Here is a 15,300-nt window from a genome sequence, read left to right on the forward strand (position 1 = left end):
TCGACTCACTTCCATTTAATTCGACTGTCGGGAATCCAGCCGGGATCGTTCTTGCCGCTCACCTGAACAACTTCGCCGGTCCGGTCGTTGACCACCACGTAACCGCTCTTCGAGCCATACACGGATGCGGAATCATTTCTCGGCAACCCGTCTGGAGTCTTCCCCGCGGATCGATTATCCATCGTCGTTCCGACAGGTCCCTCATCGACGACCGCTTGAACTTCTTGCTGCGTCCATCCGCGAGCTCCAAGTTGGCCGCCAATCTTTCCGTCGATAATAATCCCGCCTTTGTTTGTGGCGCTATTCACGCCTCCTTTCGTGGTGTCATTGTTCGCACTTTTGGTTGAATCGCCGCTGTTCCCACTATCGCTTCCATTACCGGTAGAAAAGATGGCGCCAATGCTGGGCAAGGAAAACGGCGTGGGTACCGGCACGATTACAAACGTACAGCCACCGTATGGTACGCAGACCGGAATAGGCGTTCCGGCCAGGGTAAAGCCGCTGGCGTGTTGTCCCTGCGAGCCACCGCTTAGGTCGTCATCGTTGTTGCCTGGGTGATCTGGCAACTGCGGCAGGTTGTTCCCGGAATCGTCCTTTGAACTGCCCATTGCACTCGCGACATAACCGATTGCAGCGATCTTCGCCGGCGCGGGCAACATTGCGCTACAAAAAGAACTCTGCAGACAAGCCTTGAGGATGTCAGCGGTATGTTTCTCGGAGTTGTTAGTCGCTTCGTTTTCGGCCCAAGTTGCTCCGGCTTGCGCATCGCCGCCTGCAAGGCCTGCGGCGACGCCACCCGTCAAGACGGACAGAGCCGTCACGACTGCGGCCTGGCCCTCAGTAAGCGGTGCCCCGGTCGGATCCATCGCGATGATTGCAAGCGGCGACAACATCGCACTTGTGGCCGCTCCAATAGCTCCGCCCGTGCATCCGGTGCCACTTAGCGAGCTGGCAGCGCACCCCAGCACCGCATGTCCCAGTATGTTTTCGATCGAAAGAGGGGCTGTGCCATCGCCGATGGCATACGCGCCAGATGCCGCCGTTTCCTGAATCAGCGCGTTCTGGAATGCGCCAAGCAGGCTGCCTCCCTCAATCGCTGTACCTACGCCAGCCGAAATCCCGGCCTCGGCCAGCATTGCCAGAGCTCGGGTTTCCAAGGTAGAGGCGGTTGATGCAGTCGCCTGATTCACAGTGGTGCCAATCGACGGATTAACACCGGCGAGGCTGGCAAGGGAGCTAGTCGGACCTCCGACAGTTAAGGGTGCCGTCGTGAAATCGAATCCGGTGTCCGAATTGTAAGTAATGCCATTCGTCAGCCCCGCCGTGATACCTGCAACGCCAGCCGCTTCGAATGCGCTGCCCCAATCCAGACTTCCGGTCATCGTCAGTTGCGAGGCGATGCTCGACGTGAACCCGGCAAAAGCCGCCGACAGCGCCATGTTGCCCAGCCCTGCTGTCGTCGCTACTGTAGCCGCCGAGGTCGCCGTTGCAGTGGTTGCCGCCGTGCCTGCTGCAAACGTGCTACCGGCCGTCGTGCCAAGGGTCGCCCCGATGGCCGCACTCGCAGCGCCGGCCGTCATGATCGACACGACGACAGCGAAGGCCATTCCGACGATATCCGCCGCTCCAAACCCGCCAATTGCGGTAAAGCTCGTATCGAGGTGGTCGGTAACCGTCGTCTGCGTAAAGTTGGTCCCGAGCTGTTGCTGCAGACTGGCTAGCAACTGCTCAGTACCGGCCTGATCGACCGTTGTGTCGCTACCCAGCAGTTGCAATGCTCCACCAATCTGGTTGAGCGTCTGCACGTTCAGATTCATGTCAGCCGCGCTCATGAACCCGCCAGGCTGGACCTCAGTACCGCTCGTCTTCAGGTAGCCGGTGGCTGCGATGTACTGCCAGACATCCCCTACGTTTACCTGATTCGCCTGGTTGGTCAGCGTGCCGGTATTGACCGTCAGCGTATTCGACGCAGCAATGTTGCCTGTGTTGAGAATGCTTCCCTGCCCACCCTGATTGAAATCAAGTGAGACGTTCTGGCCGGTGATGTTGCCGCCGGCAGACATCGCACTCCAGTTCGGGGGCAGGTAGACCTGGGGCATGAGCGCGCTAACAGTCGGGCAAGCGACCACGCCGGTCGAGAGGCAACTTGGATCGGGCACAGACTGCTGGACATACCACAACATCGGTTCGGAAAGCGCATTGATCTGCGCTTGCGACAACGCATTGCCGAGCTGAAGATTGTTCTGCTTCGCGTAGTCGATGGCGTTCTGATACAGGATCGCCTTTTCCTGGTCAGTCACCGACAGGTTACGTGTGCTGTCGTAAGAGAGCCCGTTGACAAAGCTGGCCTGCCCCGTCTGCTGCAGCGCCGCCTGCTGCAGCATGAGGTCTTCCGCCTGCGGGTCGTAGTAGAACAACGTGGAGGAAGGCTGCAGGCTCGATGGCAGATTTTTCAGCAGCGCTTGCGGACTCACCGCCCCGAGCGCCGAGCCATCCAGCGTACCGGTAACGTACGACGCCTTGCCTGCAACGGGCGTGGGCAGGGCCCCACCGACCGACCGCGGCGTCGACAGATGCAGCCCGGGCAGGTTCACAAGGCTCAACGATATGACTTGCGACGGCGCATTGACCCGCGGCGTATAAGTGTTCGCCGTAGTGATGCCGTTAATGAGCTTCTGCCCTGTCAAAGAGACATACGTACCGATCACATTGCCAACGTTCCGAATTTCTCCAGTCGACGTGATCGATAGATTCGGCGCCTGGATCGTCGCGGCGATGTTGTCCACCGGGGTCGGCGGATCGATCGTGCCGCCAGCGCTCGTATAGGCACTCCCGTAAAGCGCCGTACATTGGGCCACTGAACCGCACGCCCACACGTCGTGACGCTTATCGGGGCTGAAATCACCTGTCTCCTGGACCCAGTGCGAATGCCAGTATGCATTTAGCGTCTGAGCCTCATTCACGACTGGGCCGGCAACATTGATGGTAGCGCTGGTACCTGCTGCGATCAGGCTGCCGATATTAGTCAAACTACCCGCGTTGATCTGCAGGTTGTTGCCCGCACTGATCACCGACGAGTTGCCCGATTGCTGGTCGACATAAGCTTCGCAGTAGCTTTCCTTGTATCCACCGGCTGTCATGCAGCCGTTGTACTGCTCTGTCGCGCCGTAGTTCTGATGAAGAGTCACAGGCGGCGGTAGCGTATTGGAGATGGCGCCCGCTACGTTCAGTGCGATGTTATTGCCCGCGACAATGTTGCCCGACGTGTTATTCAGGCTTTGCGCCGGCGTCGTCGATGTCGCTGTGGTTCCCACGCCGCCAATGACGATGTTGTGGCCCGCCAGCAGGCTGCCATACGTATTGCTGATTTGCCCCGCGGCGATAACCAGGTCGTTGCCCGCAAACACTGTGGCGCTTTGCTGCGCATACGAGAATGTCGTCGAGCTCGGGTTGCCCCCGCGCATGGAACTGCCAGGCTGCGTCGTGGTGACCGAATTATATTGTCCCTGATTGGAAAAGGACTGCGCAGCGCTGGCGTTGAAATTATTGCCGGCATAGAGCAAGCCGCCGTTGACCAGATTCCCACCCGACAAAGTCATGTTTCGACCAGCGACAATCTGGCCTTGCGAGCCAAACGCCGTGTTCGTACTGACCGAACTCGGAGGCACGCTCGCTGAGGAATCGAACGTCACGGTGGACTCAGGAACCACCGTGCCGGATATGGCGACATGAACCGTGCCGTAAATGCCGACGAGTCCGATCGCATACATTTGCGCCATGAAGGCATCAAGCTGCGCCTTATTGACGGTATCGACGATCGTCGCCGTTGCATTGCCGACAGGCGCATTGTTGAGCGATTGCAGGTTGAGGTTAACATCAAGCCCTGCCGAAATCGTGCTGCCCGCATTCGACAGCGTGCCCGCGGAAATATTGACACTTCCACCCGCCGCTATCACACCGGGAGATACTGCCCCCGGGGCAGTGACAGTCCTATCGATACCGGGCAAGGAAACATACTGATGGTCTCCTGCGAGGCTGTTCCCGACCTCTACGTATTGACACGCGCTGTCATCCCCATAGCACGTGCTGCCGCCGCTGCGCACGTCGACATATCCATTCGTGAGATCTGGCTTGAGCGTAGCGATTGTGGCCGACGCCGTATGCGAACCCAGATAGCAGTCGCCTTGACTGAGCGTGCAGCCCCAACCCGTTACCGTACCCACTACGATGCCGTTTAGAAGATCAGGGTCCGCAGAAGCGCTGACCTGCTGCGTATACGTTTGAGTCGGTCCCTGGAGAGCATCGTTGATCACGGCGCCGGCGGTAATGCCGATATTGCCGCCCGCTGTAATCGTCCCGACCGTGTTGTACACCGTTCCGCCGGTGTTCAGTGTGATGTTGCCGTTAGCCTGGGTCAATCCGTACTGATTGTCGTAGTTGCCACCCCCGTTGAACGCCAGGTTTCCTGCACTTTCAATTGTCCCCCGGTTGGTCACGTTGCCGTTGAGCGTCAGCGAATCTGCCGCATGCATCACCGCCCCAGCAACATTACTCAACGTCCCATTGAACGTAACGTTGCCACCGCTCACCTGCCCAAAATTCGTAAACGTGCCATTGGTAGAAAGCGTCAGCGGCGCGGTCCCCGTCATCGTCCCGTAGTTATTGATGCCGTACACGCCGGTCAGCGTCACACCCTGGCCACCGTAATTCCACGTACCGCTATTACTGATCGACGCCGCGGTAATCGACAGCTGCCCGCCCTGGCTGATGGTCCCCTGCGACGGATCGAACGCCATGTTCACCGCGCTCACGCCCATATTGCGCTGCGCGAGCAACTGGCCGCCGCCGTTATTGAACGAACCGTCGCCGCCATTAATCGTCAGCGACACGTCGCCGGTCGTCGGTCCATTCGGCGTGTTCGGATTGCCCGCAAAAATGATCCCGTTCTGGTTGTTGAACGTCCCCGTGTTGATGTTGAGGCTATTGACCGCCATCAACGAGCCGCCGCTGTTGTTCAGCCCGCCCGCCACCGTCACATTGGTGGTCGAGCCGTTCACGAGCCCCGCGTTGGTGAAGTTCGTCGCGTTGATCGTCGTGGTGCTCGTCGACGCGAGCGACGCATTCGCCGCATTCGTCACATTGGGCGCCGACACGTACAGCGCCCCGCCCGAGAGCACCTGGCTCGCGTTATAGAAGCCGTTGCCCGCCGTCAGCGTCGCTGCGCCGACCGCATCCACAGCAGCTCCCACGAGCGACAACTGGTTCGACGCTGTGGCCGTCAGCGCGCCGCCGACAATCGCCGTACCCAACGTTACGTTCGTGCCGCTGAACTGCATGTTCTGCGTCGAGACCATCGACGCGCCGCTCGCATCGAGCGCCCCTTGCGCAGTCACGCTCACGTTCTTCGAACCGCCCTGTGAGCCGCTTAGCGTGACGTTGCCCCCGCTCAGCGTGAACTGCCCTGCCACGGTGCTGGTGCCGCTCAGCGTAAGCGTCTGACCTGCGCTCATCGTCGTGTCACCGTTCGACGACACGCCCGCCACACTCACATTGCCCTGCGTGCCGGTGACGTTCACAGTGCCCATCGACGACACAGCGCCCACCACCGTCGCACTCTTCGAAGCCAGGATCGTTACATTGCCGCCTGACTGCAGATCGCCGCCAACGCTCACGCTGCCGCCCGTCGACTTCGCACTCACATTGCCCACGGCCGTCGTCGCACCGAGCGACATATCGCCGACCGAGGTCGCCGTGAACTGGCCCGCGCCCTGAATCGCGCCGAGCGTCATGCCACTGCCCGCGCCTACCGTGATGTCCTTGCCGAACGTCAGCGAGCCGCCGCCGTTCACCGAGCCGCCCGCGTTGATCGTCGCGAGACCGAGGCCGAGGAACGCGCCGCTCAGCGTCGCGGTGCCGCCCGCGGTCAACGTCGTATTACCGTTGACGAGTTCGCCGTTCAACGCAAGCGCACCGCCGGAAGTCGCGTTGAAGTTGCCTTGACTCGTGACCGCACCGCCGACCGCCAGGTTGCCGCCCGTCGCCGTCAACGTCACATCGCCGTTTGCACCGGCGGTTCCGCTCGCGGTGACATTGCGCCCCGCGCTCACGGCGAGCGCGCCGCTACTGCTTGCATTGCCGCCGATCGTTGCATCGCGCACGGCATTGACCGCCATGGCGCCACCGGACGCCAGTGCGCCGTTCACCTTCACGTCGCCGGCACCGTTATGGCCTTGCGCCTGCAATGCAAGCGCGCCGCCCGCCTGCGCGGAACCCATCGACAGATCGTTGCCCGCGGTCGCGCTCAACGCGCCATTGGTCGCCACAGCGCCAGTCACACCGATGCTGCCGCCCGCATTCAACGTGGCCTGCTGACCGAATGCGACCGACGCCGCGCTGATCGAGCCGCCTGCTGTCAACGTGCCCGCGTTCTGCGCACCGATGCCGCCCGTCAGCGTCATGTCGCCACCCGACGCGAGTTGCGCATTGCCGCCCACGGTCGTCGCGCCCGAGATACTCAGCGCCTGCCCGGAGCGTCCGGTCAGGTTGCCTTGCGTGGTGAGGTTCGCCGCGCTCGCGTTGCCGTTCGTCGCGGTGAGCGCAAGGTTGCCAGCCGAATTCACATCGGCAAGCGCGATGTTGTGAGTTGCGTCGATTGTCGTCGTGCCGCCGGTGTTGATCGCGCCGCTCACGCTGACATCGCGCGCCGCCTGCACAGCCAGCGCGCCGAGCGCGGTCACTGCACCGCCGATCGTCACATCGCCACCACCTGCATTGCCGTTGGCCGTCACGTCCACATTGCCGGTCACTGCCTGCACGCTTCCGAGTCCGGCATTGTTGCCGCCCGTCACCGTGACGTTTGCGCCCTGCAATGCGCCAGTCAATGCGAGGTCATGCGAAGCGTTGAGCGTCGCAGCCTGAGCGAACGCCGCAGTGCCCGCGCCGGCAATATCGTTCGATGCGTTCAGCGTGCCGCCAAGCTGACCGGCAAGCGAGCCGCTCAACGTAATGTCGCGGCCCGCCTGCACAGTGACATCCTTCGCCGCGTTGATCTGGCCACCCAGTTGGGTGTTGAGCGTCGAACTCAGATTCAACGCGCCCGATGTGGTCGTGGTGCCCGTCAGCGCGATGCTGCCGGTAGCCGCAGTCGCACTCAGGTCGCCGGCTGTAGTCTGCAGCGTGCCACTCGCCGATACGTCACGAAGCGCTGCCAGCGTCAGCGAGTCTCCAGTAGTCAGCGATCCGCTCACAAGTACGTCGCGCGCGCCGCTCAACGTAACGGTGCCCGGCGCCGTGGCCGTTCCCGTGATCGCCGCATCGCCACCGCCGGCGTTGCCGTTGGCGCTCAGCGTCAGCGTGCTCGCCGAATGGGCGTCGTGCAGCGCGGCGTTATTGCCGCCCGTCGCGTTGATGACATTGGCCTGCACGCCACCTGTCAACGCAATATCGCGCTGCGCCGTGTAAGTCGCAGCTTGCGTGAAGGCCTGTGTGCCCGCGCCACCTATATCGCGGCCCGCCGTCACAGAGCCGTTCGCCTCGCCTATCAGCAGGCCATTTAGCAGCGCGTCGCGGCCTGCGTTCAACGTCGCATCGCCAACCGCACTCGTGCTCGCTCCAAGCGAAAGATCGAGCCCCGTGGCGATATTCAGCTTGCCCCCGCTGTTGATACCGCCCGTTGCATTCAGACTGCCTTGGGCCGCGAGCGCCGTATCGCCGACCGACTCGACGGCGCCTGCAATGTCAATGTCGTGCTGGGCATTGACGTTGACTGTCGTGCCGCTTGCGATTTTCCCGGTCGATACAACCGAAACGTCGTTGCGCGCCGTTGCCGTCACGGCACCCGCCGCCGCGACCGAACCATTCACGGTGACATTGCCGGGACCGTTAACCGTGTTCGTGCCATTCGCGGTGAGCACGACCGTGCTCGCCGACTCGACGTTGTTCACGCCGATGTTGCCTGCGGCCGTTACCTGCACGGACTGGCCCTGGATCAGACCGCCTTGCGCGACGTCACGGCCCGCATCAAGCGTGGCCGCCTGCGCGAACGTCATGGTGCCTGCACCACCGATGTCACGCCCCGCTGTCACGCCGCCCTGCCCTTGCCCGGCGAGCATGCCGGTCACGTTGATGTCGCGCGTTGCGCTGAGCGTGGTGTCGAGCGCGGCGGACGTCGTGCCGCCAAGGTTGATGTCGGAGCCGGCCTGCGCACTCAATGCACCATTACTGGCGATGGTGCCTGTCGAACTGAGGCTGCCGCTCCGGGCGCTGAGCGTCGTGTCGTTAGCGGACTGGATCGAGCCGCTGATGACGATGTTCTGCCCCGCGTTGAGCGCCACTGCCGCGCCGCCTGTCACAGCGCCGGTGATAGTCAGGTCATTGCTGGATGCGAGTGCAAGGCCCGATGCGGCCTGCACGTCATGCAGCGACGCAGAGCCGCCGGCCGTCGTCTGCACAGAACCGCCGCGCAGCGAACCGGTGAGATCCGTATCGCCGCCGGAACTGACGTTCGCCGCGAGACCGAACGCGGCTGTCGCCGCACCGGCGATCGTACCGCCGGCAGTCAGCGTGCCGTTGCCTTGCGCAACCACCGAGCCGTTCGTCGTTAGGTTCTGGCCGGCGTTGACAGTCAGATCGCCGAGCGCGGAAGTACCCTGCCTGCCAAGGTCGACAGATTGCGCCGCATTGATCAGCAGGTTGTCGCCGGACTGAATGTTCCCGGTGCTCGTCAGCGAGCCCGCCGCATTCGCCAGCGTGACGTTGCCGTTCGACGCGACGCTGCCGGCGATCGACGTGTTACCGCCGCTCGTCACGCTTAATGCATTCGCACTCTGCAATGCGCCGTTAATCGACGTGTCGCCGCCGGAACTCAACGACGCCGTCGAAAGCGAAGCAACGAGCCCGTTCACCGCTAGCGTGCCGCCCGTTGCCGTCACCTGCAGCGCATTATTGGCCTGCACGTTGTTCAGCGCGACTGATCGCCCCGCTGTCAGCGAAACGGCCGCCCCTTGCAGCGCACCGGTCACCGCAAGATCGTTCGCCGCGGTCACACTCGCGTCTTTCACGAAGCCGCTGCTGCCGCCCGCGATGACGTCATGGCCAGCATTGAGCGTCGCCGCGCCCTGTCCCGCGAGCGTGCCGCCAATCACAACGTCATGCCCTGCGGTGAGCGTCGTATCGCCGGTCACGCTCGTCGCGCCGGTCAACGCGACATCCTGGACGCCGCTAACCGATAGGTTTGCGGCACCGTTCACGGTACCGCTCGAACTGACGCTGCCACTCACCGCCGCAACAGCCAGATCGCCGACGGCCTGCACCGTACCGCTGGTTGCCACCGTCACGTTGCGCTGCGCCGTCAGGGCGACCTGCGAGCCGCCTGCGAGCGTTCCGTTCACGATGACATCGCGCGCGGCCTGCACGGTCGTCGCACCAACCGCCGCCGCATTGCCATTGAAGCTGACGTCGCCGCCGCCGGCTGGATTACTGGTCGACCCGTTCGCGGCGATGCTGAATGCACCGCCTGCCTGCACATCGGCGACACTCGCGTTATTGCCCGCCGTCACCTGGAGACCATTGGCCAGCAGCTTGCCGGCGAATGCCACGTCCTGCCCCGTGGCCAGCGTGCCGTTTTGCCCGAATGCGACAGAACCGCCGCCGGTCATATTGTTCTGCGCGTTGATCACACCGTCCTGCTGCACGATGACGACACCGGGCACATCGACATTGCGCCCTGCATTCACCTGCGCATTAGTCCCGACGAGGAGCGACCCCGGCACCGACACATCGCGCGCGACATTCGCGGCGAGCGTCGTGCCGCTGGCGAGCGATCCGCTCACGCTCAGGTCCTCGCCTGCCGCGACGGTGACTGCGTTCTGGGCAGTGGCTTGTCCGGTAACGATGGTGTTCTGGCCAGATGTGAGCGCAAGGTTGTTGCCGCTTTTCACCGTGGCGCCTGCGTTCAGGTTGCCTTGCGTGGCGCTCAGGGCAAGATCGCCTGACGTCTGCAAAGCCGCGTTCACATTGACGTTGCGTTGCGCAGTCGCCTGCAACGTTCCGCCGTTGGCCTGTCCATTGACGTTGATATCGCGCGCGGCCTGAAGGTTCGTCGCGCCGCTCACCACCGACGTGCCATTCAGGTTGATGTCGCCCGCACCGTCGTTGCCCTGCGCGCTAACCGAAAGTGCGCCGCCCGTCTGCACGTCGCCGAGCGTGACATTGGCACCACCCTTGATCGCGGCGTCGCCGCTCGATTGGGTGTTCGCCACGTTCACGTTGCCGCCCGCACTCACCGCGAGCTTGCCGCCGCTCTGGATCGTCCCGCTCGAGGTCACATCGCCATTCGCATTGATGGTGTAGCCGGTGACGCCGACGTGAGCGCCGGTCATCGACACATTGCCACTTGCCTGCAAGGTTGCCTGCTGTTGCGCGGCGGAGCCGTTTACCGTGAGATCGCCGTTCGACGAAAGCAAGAGGTCGCCGGTGTTCGCGGCCATCTGTGCATCGGTGCGCACGCCCATGCCCGCCGCTGTGCCGATCACCTGGATCTGGCCCGCGGTCATCGCGCCGAACGCGGTGGCGTCGATTGCGAGACCGTTGTTGGCGCGGCCGTTTGCGTTGTTGATGGCGTTCGCCGTGTTGTCGGCGCCGTTTGACGACGTGGCATACGTGGTGCCGCTAGCCGTCACGGCCGAGGGCAGCACGAACTGGCGCCCCGCGATCGCATTGATGCGCTGGCCGGCATACAGCGGCGCGTTGATGCCAATGGTCTCGCCGATCAGGTCGATCGTGCCGACCGTGCCTTCGATACCTGCGCCCGGACCGTTCACACCCGCGTTGCCCTCAATCTGGATGTGACCACCGGTCACGCTATAGCCGATTGCCTGTGCGTTGTTGAAGTCGGTGACACTGCCTTTGAGGTCGCTCAGAAATTGCGGCGTACCCGTCGATAACGTGACGCCAATCGTGTTCGTGAAGCCGGTGCCGTGAGTCGTGATGCCGTTCGGATTCGCGATGATGACCGTGGCCGGCGCGCCGAACACTTCGAGCGGACCATTGAGCAGGCTCGCGAAGGCGGCGCCCGTAGACGTCACCTGGTTGACGATCACACTTGCCGTACGGCCGGAAAGATTCGGATTGGCCTGCACATCGCCGCCGGTGAGCGACGTGCCGAACATCAGGCTGTTGTTGAGGATCAGCCCGACAGGATCGATGTTAAAGCTCTGATACTGGTTCAGCGAAATGCCGGCCGCGTTGGGCGCGGTGATGTTGACCACGGGCACACCGCCGTTCGCGCCGGTGCTCTGCGTGATCTTCGGCTGGAAGGAAATTGGCGCGGTCGGGTCAACGATAGGCGCGGCCTGCGCCTCCTGCATCGTGAAGTGAACGCGCAAGCCGGCAAGATCCTGAATCTGCTGCCACGCTTCGTCGTCCAGGCGCGTGCTTCCGGCGGCAAGCACGCCCGCGGCGTCGCGGCTCTGCTCGAACGTGATGGACAGCGGTCCGGCGAAAAGTGTGAGCGCCACGAGCGCCGAGACGGCGCGCTGCCAGAGTCCGTACACGCGATACACACGCGCAGGCGTCAGCACAGACCAACGCTGATGCGCGGACTGCACGCTGCGTTCGTGCCGCTCGTCGTGGACGTGACGGTTCTGTTCGAGTAGTCGTAAAGCGTTGCGCGTCCAAACTCTCATGGTCTTCTCGTTCTTCGTCTTTTCTTTTCAGGCACGTTGCAGGATGGCCAGTCTGCATCGCGCTGCGGCAGCGTTTCCCCGTCTGCCGCATCCCCGGTATCGGGTGAGTTGCATGCGCTTGACTTGCGCTGTCAGACGCCTGATACGGTGCTGCTCTTCGGCGCGCTCGGCAGTAAATCCTCCGCCCGTACCTTGGGGTGGCCCGCCTCGAACACCCAGGCCTTCGGAACATCCGCTGCGGTCCGGCCCGCACTGTGAACAAAGGGCTCCAGTTGATGGACCACTTCAGCCGCGTCCCAGCCGGCAACCTTCGTCGTGATCACTGCGTCGTCGTTGAACATGCGGATATCCGCAGCATCGGCGGAGTACCTGACGCCGGTGTTTCCGCCGCTATAGATGATGATCGGAACGTAGCCATGGACCTTGCGCATCTGCGTGCGATCGAAGCCCCCTGCTTCGAACGAGATTGCTCGTCGGAGGGATCGCTCCCGACAGGGCGGTCGGGACGACCATGAAGTATCTGAATCCATGCTGCTGGGTCAGCTCCGCGCAGCGGTACATGAAGTACTTGTGCACCGTGTCCCGGGATGTGTAGCCGTTGCCACGAAACTCGACGTGCAACGTCTGATCGTCGATCTGTCTGTCCTTGTAGCCGCCCGTCGTGCCGAGAGGCTGGTATGACGTCACGCAACCCGTCAACGTAGCCATAGCCGCCGCCACTACATAGGCAAGAAGTGTCCGCTTGATATTGACGTTCATTTTCCCCGAGCCTTTTTTGAGTTTTCTGTACTGTCTTTGATCAGCGTGTGTATCGCCGTCGCACCTTTACTGCTGCTGAATCTTTGCGTTCTTCATCAGATCTACGACGACCTGCGCGGTCGCTTTCTGCAGCGCAACCTGCTCAAGCTGCTTGCGCAGTGCGTCCTTGATCTGGTCGTACTGCGGAACCTGCGTCGCGCGTTTTTCGTCGACACGCAAAATCCAGAATGCGTCGCCAACCTGCACCGGCGTGCTCGACACCCCGCCCTGCGGCAGCTTCAACAGTGCTTCGGCGAGCGGCTGCGGCCAGTTCTGTGTGTTGCCCGGCTGGATCGGCGTCTTGAATGAAATCCAGTTCAGCGCGCCACCCTGAGCGGCGCCTGGCGCCTGGCTGTACTGCTTCGCGAGTTGCGCGAAATCAGTACCCTTCTTCAGTTGCGTGAGTACCGTTTGCGCCGTATCCGCGTCCTTCACGGCAATGGCGCTGGGCTTGTACTCGAACTCGCCGAGCGTGGCGACGATCGCGTCGTACTTCGCTTTCACGTCCGCGTCGGTCACCGGCTCGGGCTTCACCTGGTCGCGCAGATAGGCCGCTGTCATCGCTACGGTCTTCGCCTGTTCGACCGCCGCCACCACCTGTGGGCGCGATTCGTAATGCTGTTTTTCCGCAGCCTGGCGGAACAGTTCGCGTGCAATCAACTGGTTTTTTATCGACGCACGCAATTGAGGCGTGTCCGGTGCATTCGAGGCGCGCACCGCATCGTCGAGCTGCGTCTGGGTGATGGTCACGTTGTTTACGCGCGCGACTGCATTCGCGGGCAGCGGGCCCGACACGGCCTCGACCGTCTTTTCCGGCGATGGCTTCGACGACGGTTTGTTGGACGCGTGCGCGAACGGCATGCTGACAACGAGACCCGCCGCGGCAAGCATCGCGAGCAGGGCGGCATTGCGGATCGTGACTGCGATCGGGCGATGTTTCATGAGAACCTCTTCAAAGTGACCAGTTGAGTGTGGCGAGCAGCACGGTGGCTTTCTTTCCGAGTGCAGCCGGTTGGAGCAAGGCCTGCCCGAGCAGCACCTCGCTGGTGACGGTTTGCGCTTTGTAGCGCCATTGCGCGCGTGCGCCGATGCCTGTGCCGATCAACGTCGGCCAGCCGCCTTGCGCGACCAGATGAGATTTGCCGCCGTCGAGGAACACATATGGTTCGAGCCGCGCGTCGTGCCAGGGAGGTACGTTCTGCCAGGCCGCCTCGTTACGCAGATAAAAACCGCTGTCACCCGCAATGCCGCCTTCGGTGAAGCCGCGCACCGAGTCCATGCCTCCGAGGAAAATCTGTTCGTTGCCGAATAGCGCGACGCGGCTGTACTGTCCGCGCAGGGTGCCGCGATAGGTCCATTGCGTGCCCGCCAGTGTGCCGAGCGCGATCTGCAGCGTGGCCGTCGCGTCGAGCCGTGTGAACTGGCTGTGCGCCTCGACCTCATCGATGCCAGGGCTGTCGTGGCTAGCCGAAAGCCAGGGCAAACCTTGTGACACGCCGACGTCCCAGGTGGCAGCAGCGCCCTGCTCGTTCGCCACGAAACGGCGCAAGCCATTCAGTCCGATGCGCAATACCGTGAGGTCCTGCGGCGACAGTTCGATACCGTTCAGACTGCGCTCGGTGCGCATTTTCGTGAGCGTGACGTCAACGCTCGTACGGCCCGCGCGTGAACGGCTCAGCACATCGTTCCAGCCGAGGATCTGGCTGAACGTGCGGCCCTGAAGCAGAGCAACGTCGCCAATGGCCTGCTGATATTCCGAGAGTGATGTCGTATAGCTGAAAGTCTGATAACCGTAGGGCGCCGCAGCAGAAAACACCACTGCGTTGCTGTCCTGCGTGCCCACGAAGTTGAACGACAGCGACTCCTGCAGACCGATCAGGTTGTTCGCCTGCACGCCGGCGCGATAGCGCAGCGTGCCGGTCTGCGAGCTGCCATAGTTGTCGATGCCAAGATCGTAGAAAACGCGGTCGCCATAGTGGTTCGTGATGGCCACGACCGAATCGCCCGGCGTCTCGCCCGGCAGGATCTGGATTTCAGCCTGGTTGCGGCGCAGCCGGTTGATCTGGTCCACGCCCTGTTCGAGATCGGGCAGGCGCAGCACGTCCCCTACGCTGTCGCCGAACGCCCACGCGGTACCTGCGTCGGTCAGCAGGCCCCCGCCGTGTGTCCTGTACCAGGGCTCGTCGCGCTCGCGCGGACGCAACGGATGGCCATTCAGCGTAAAAGCCGAAACCTTGCCGTCAACGATGTTGATCCTGAGCGTCCCCGACGCGAGGTTCTGCGCGCCGAGGTAGGCCCGCGTCGTGATATAGCCCCGCGCGATGAATGCTTCGGTCACGCGGCGCAGCAGCAGGTTGATGCGGTTGCGGCCGAGCTCCTTGCCGATGAAGGGCGCGGCGATCGTATCGAGCTCGCGTCGGCCGAGCACCGTATCGCCAACAAATTCGACGTGGTCGATTCTGAACAACGGCGCCACGTCCGGCAGTGTTTCAACATCCGCGCCTTCGGGCAGATTGACCACGGTGGGCTGCTGCACTTCGATCCGCGCAGGCGCCTGCTGGATTTCCTCGCGACGCTGGCGGTCGCGCTGCTCCTGAAGCAGCCTTTGCGCAGGGTCCTGTTCCGCGCGCATCGGCACGCCTAACGGAACGCCGCCGAGTGCCGGGAGATTCGGCAAGCCTGGCGGCACCGTTTGCGTCCAGGCTCTGGCCGACGCCGTACCGGCGAGCACGGCCAGCGCGCAGCGCGCGAGGCAGTGCACGTGGCGCTTTGCCCCCTGCCCTGTCGGTCGCTCCATGAGCCGCCTGATGGTGCGCTT

At 62.9% G+C, this 15,300-nt stretch carries 5 protein-coding genes; all 5 read right to left on the minus strand.

Annotation, left to right across the window (positions count from 1 at the left end):
* Positions 1-5: 5 nt before the first annotated feature.
* Positions 6-11,684, minus strand: coding sequence for a two-partner secretion domain-containing protein (locus ABIE53_RS12105; protein ID WP_192698858.1), 11,679 nt, complete (start codon positions 11,682-11,684; stop codon positions 6-8).
* Between the two features lie 131 nt (positions 11,685-11,815).
* Positions 11,816-12,115, minus strand: coding sequence for a hypothetical protein (locus ABIE53_RS12110; protein ID WP_376915223.1), 300 nt, complete (start codon positions 12,113-12,115; stop codon positions 11,816-11,818).
* Positions 12,075-12,443 (minus strand): CC0125/CC1285 family lipoprotein, encoded by a 369-nt coding sequence (locus ABIE53_RS31990; protein ID WP_502922731.1) that lies wholly within the window; start codon positions 12,441-12,443, stop codon positions 12,075-12,077. The genes ABIE53_RS12110 and ABIE53_RS31990 overlap by 41 nt, the downstream gene beginning before the upstream one ends.
* A gap of 66 nt (positions 12,444-12,509) precedes the next feature.
* Positions 12,510-13,424, minus strand: a complete 915-nt coding sequence (locus tag ABIE53_RS12115; protein WP_192698856.1) for a peptidylprolyl isomerase — start codon at positions 13,422-13,424, stop codon at positions 12,510-12,512.
* 10 nt (positions 13,425-13,434) lie between these two features.
* Positions 13,435-15,279 (minus strand): ShlB/FhaC/HecB family hemolysin secretion/activation protein, encoded by a 1,845-nt coding sequence (locus ABIE53_RS12120; RefSeq protein WP_374710187.1) that lies wholly within the window; start codon positions 15,277-15,279, stop codon positions 13,435-13,437.
* Positions 15,280-15,300 lie beyond the last annotated feature (21 nt).

This window comes from Paraburkholderia sp. OAS925 (genome assembly GCF_040543975.1).
Lineage (GTDB): Bacteria > Pseudomonadota > Gammaproteobacteria > Burkholderiales > Burkholderiaceae > Paraburkholderia > Paraburkholderia graminis.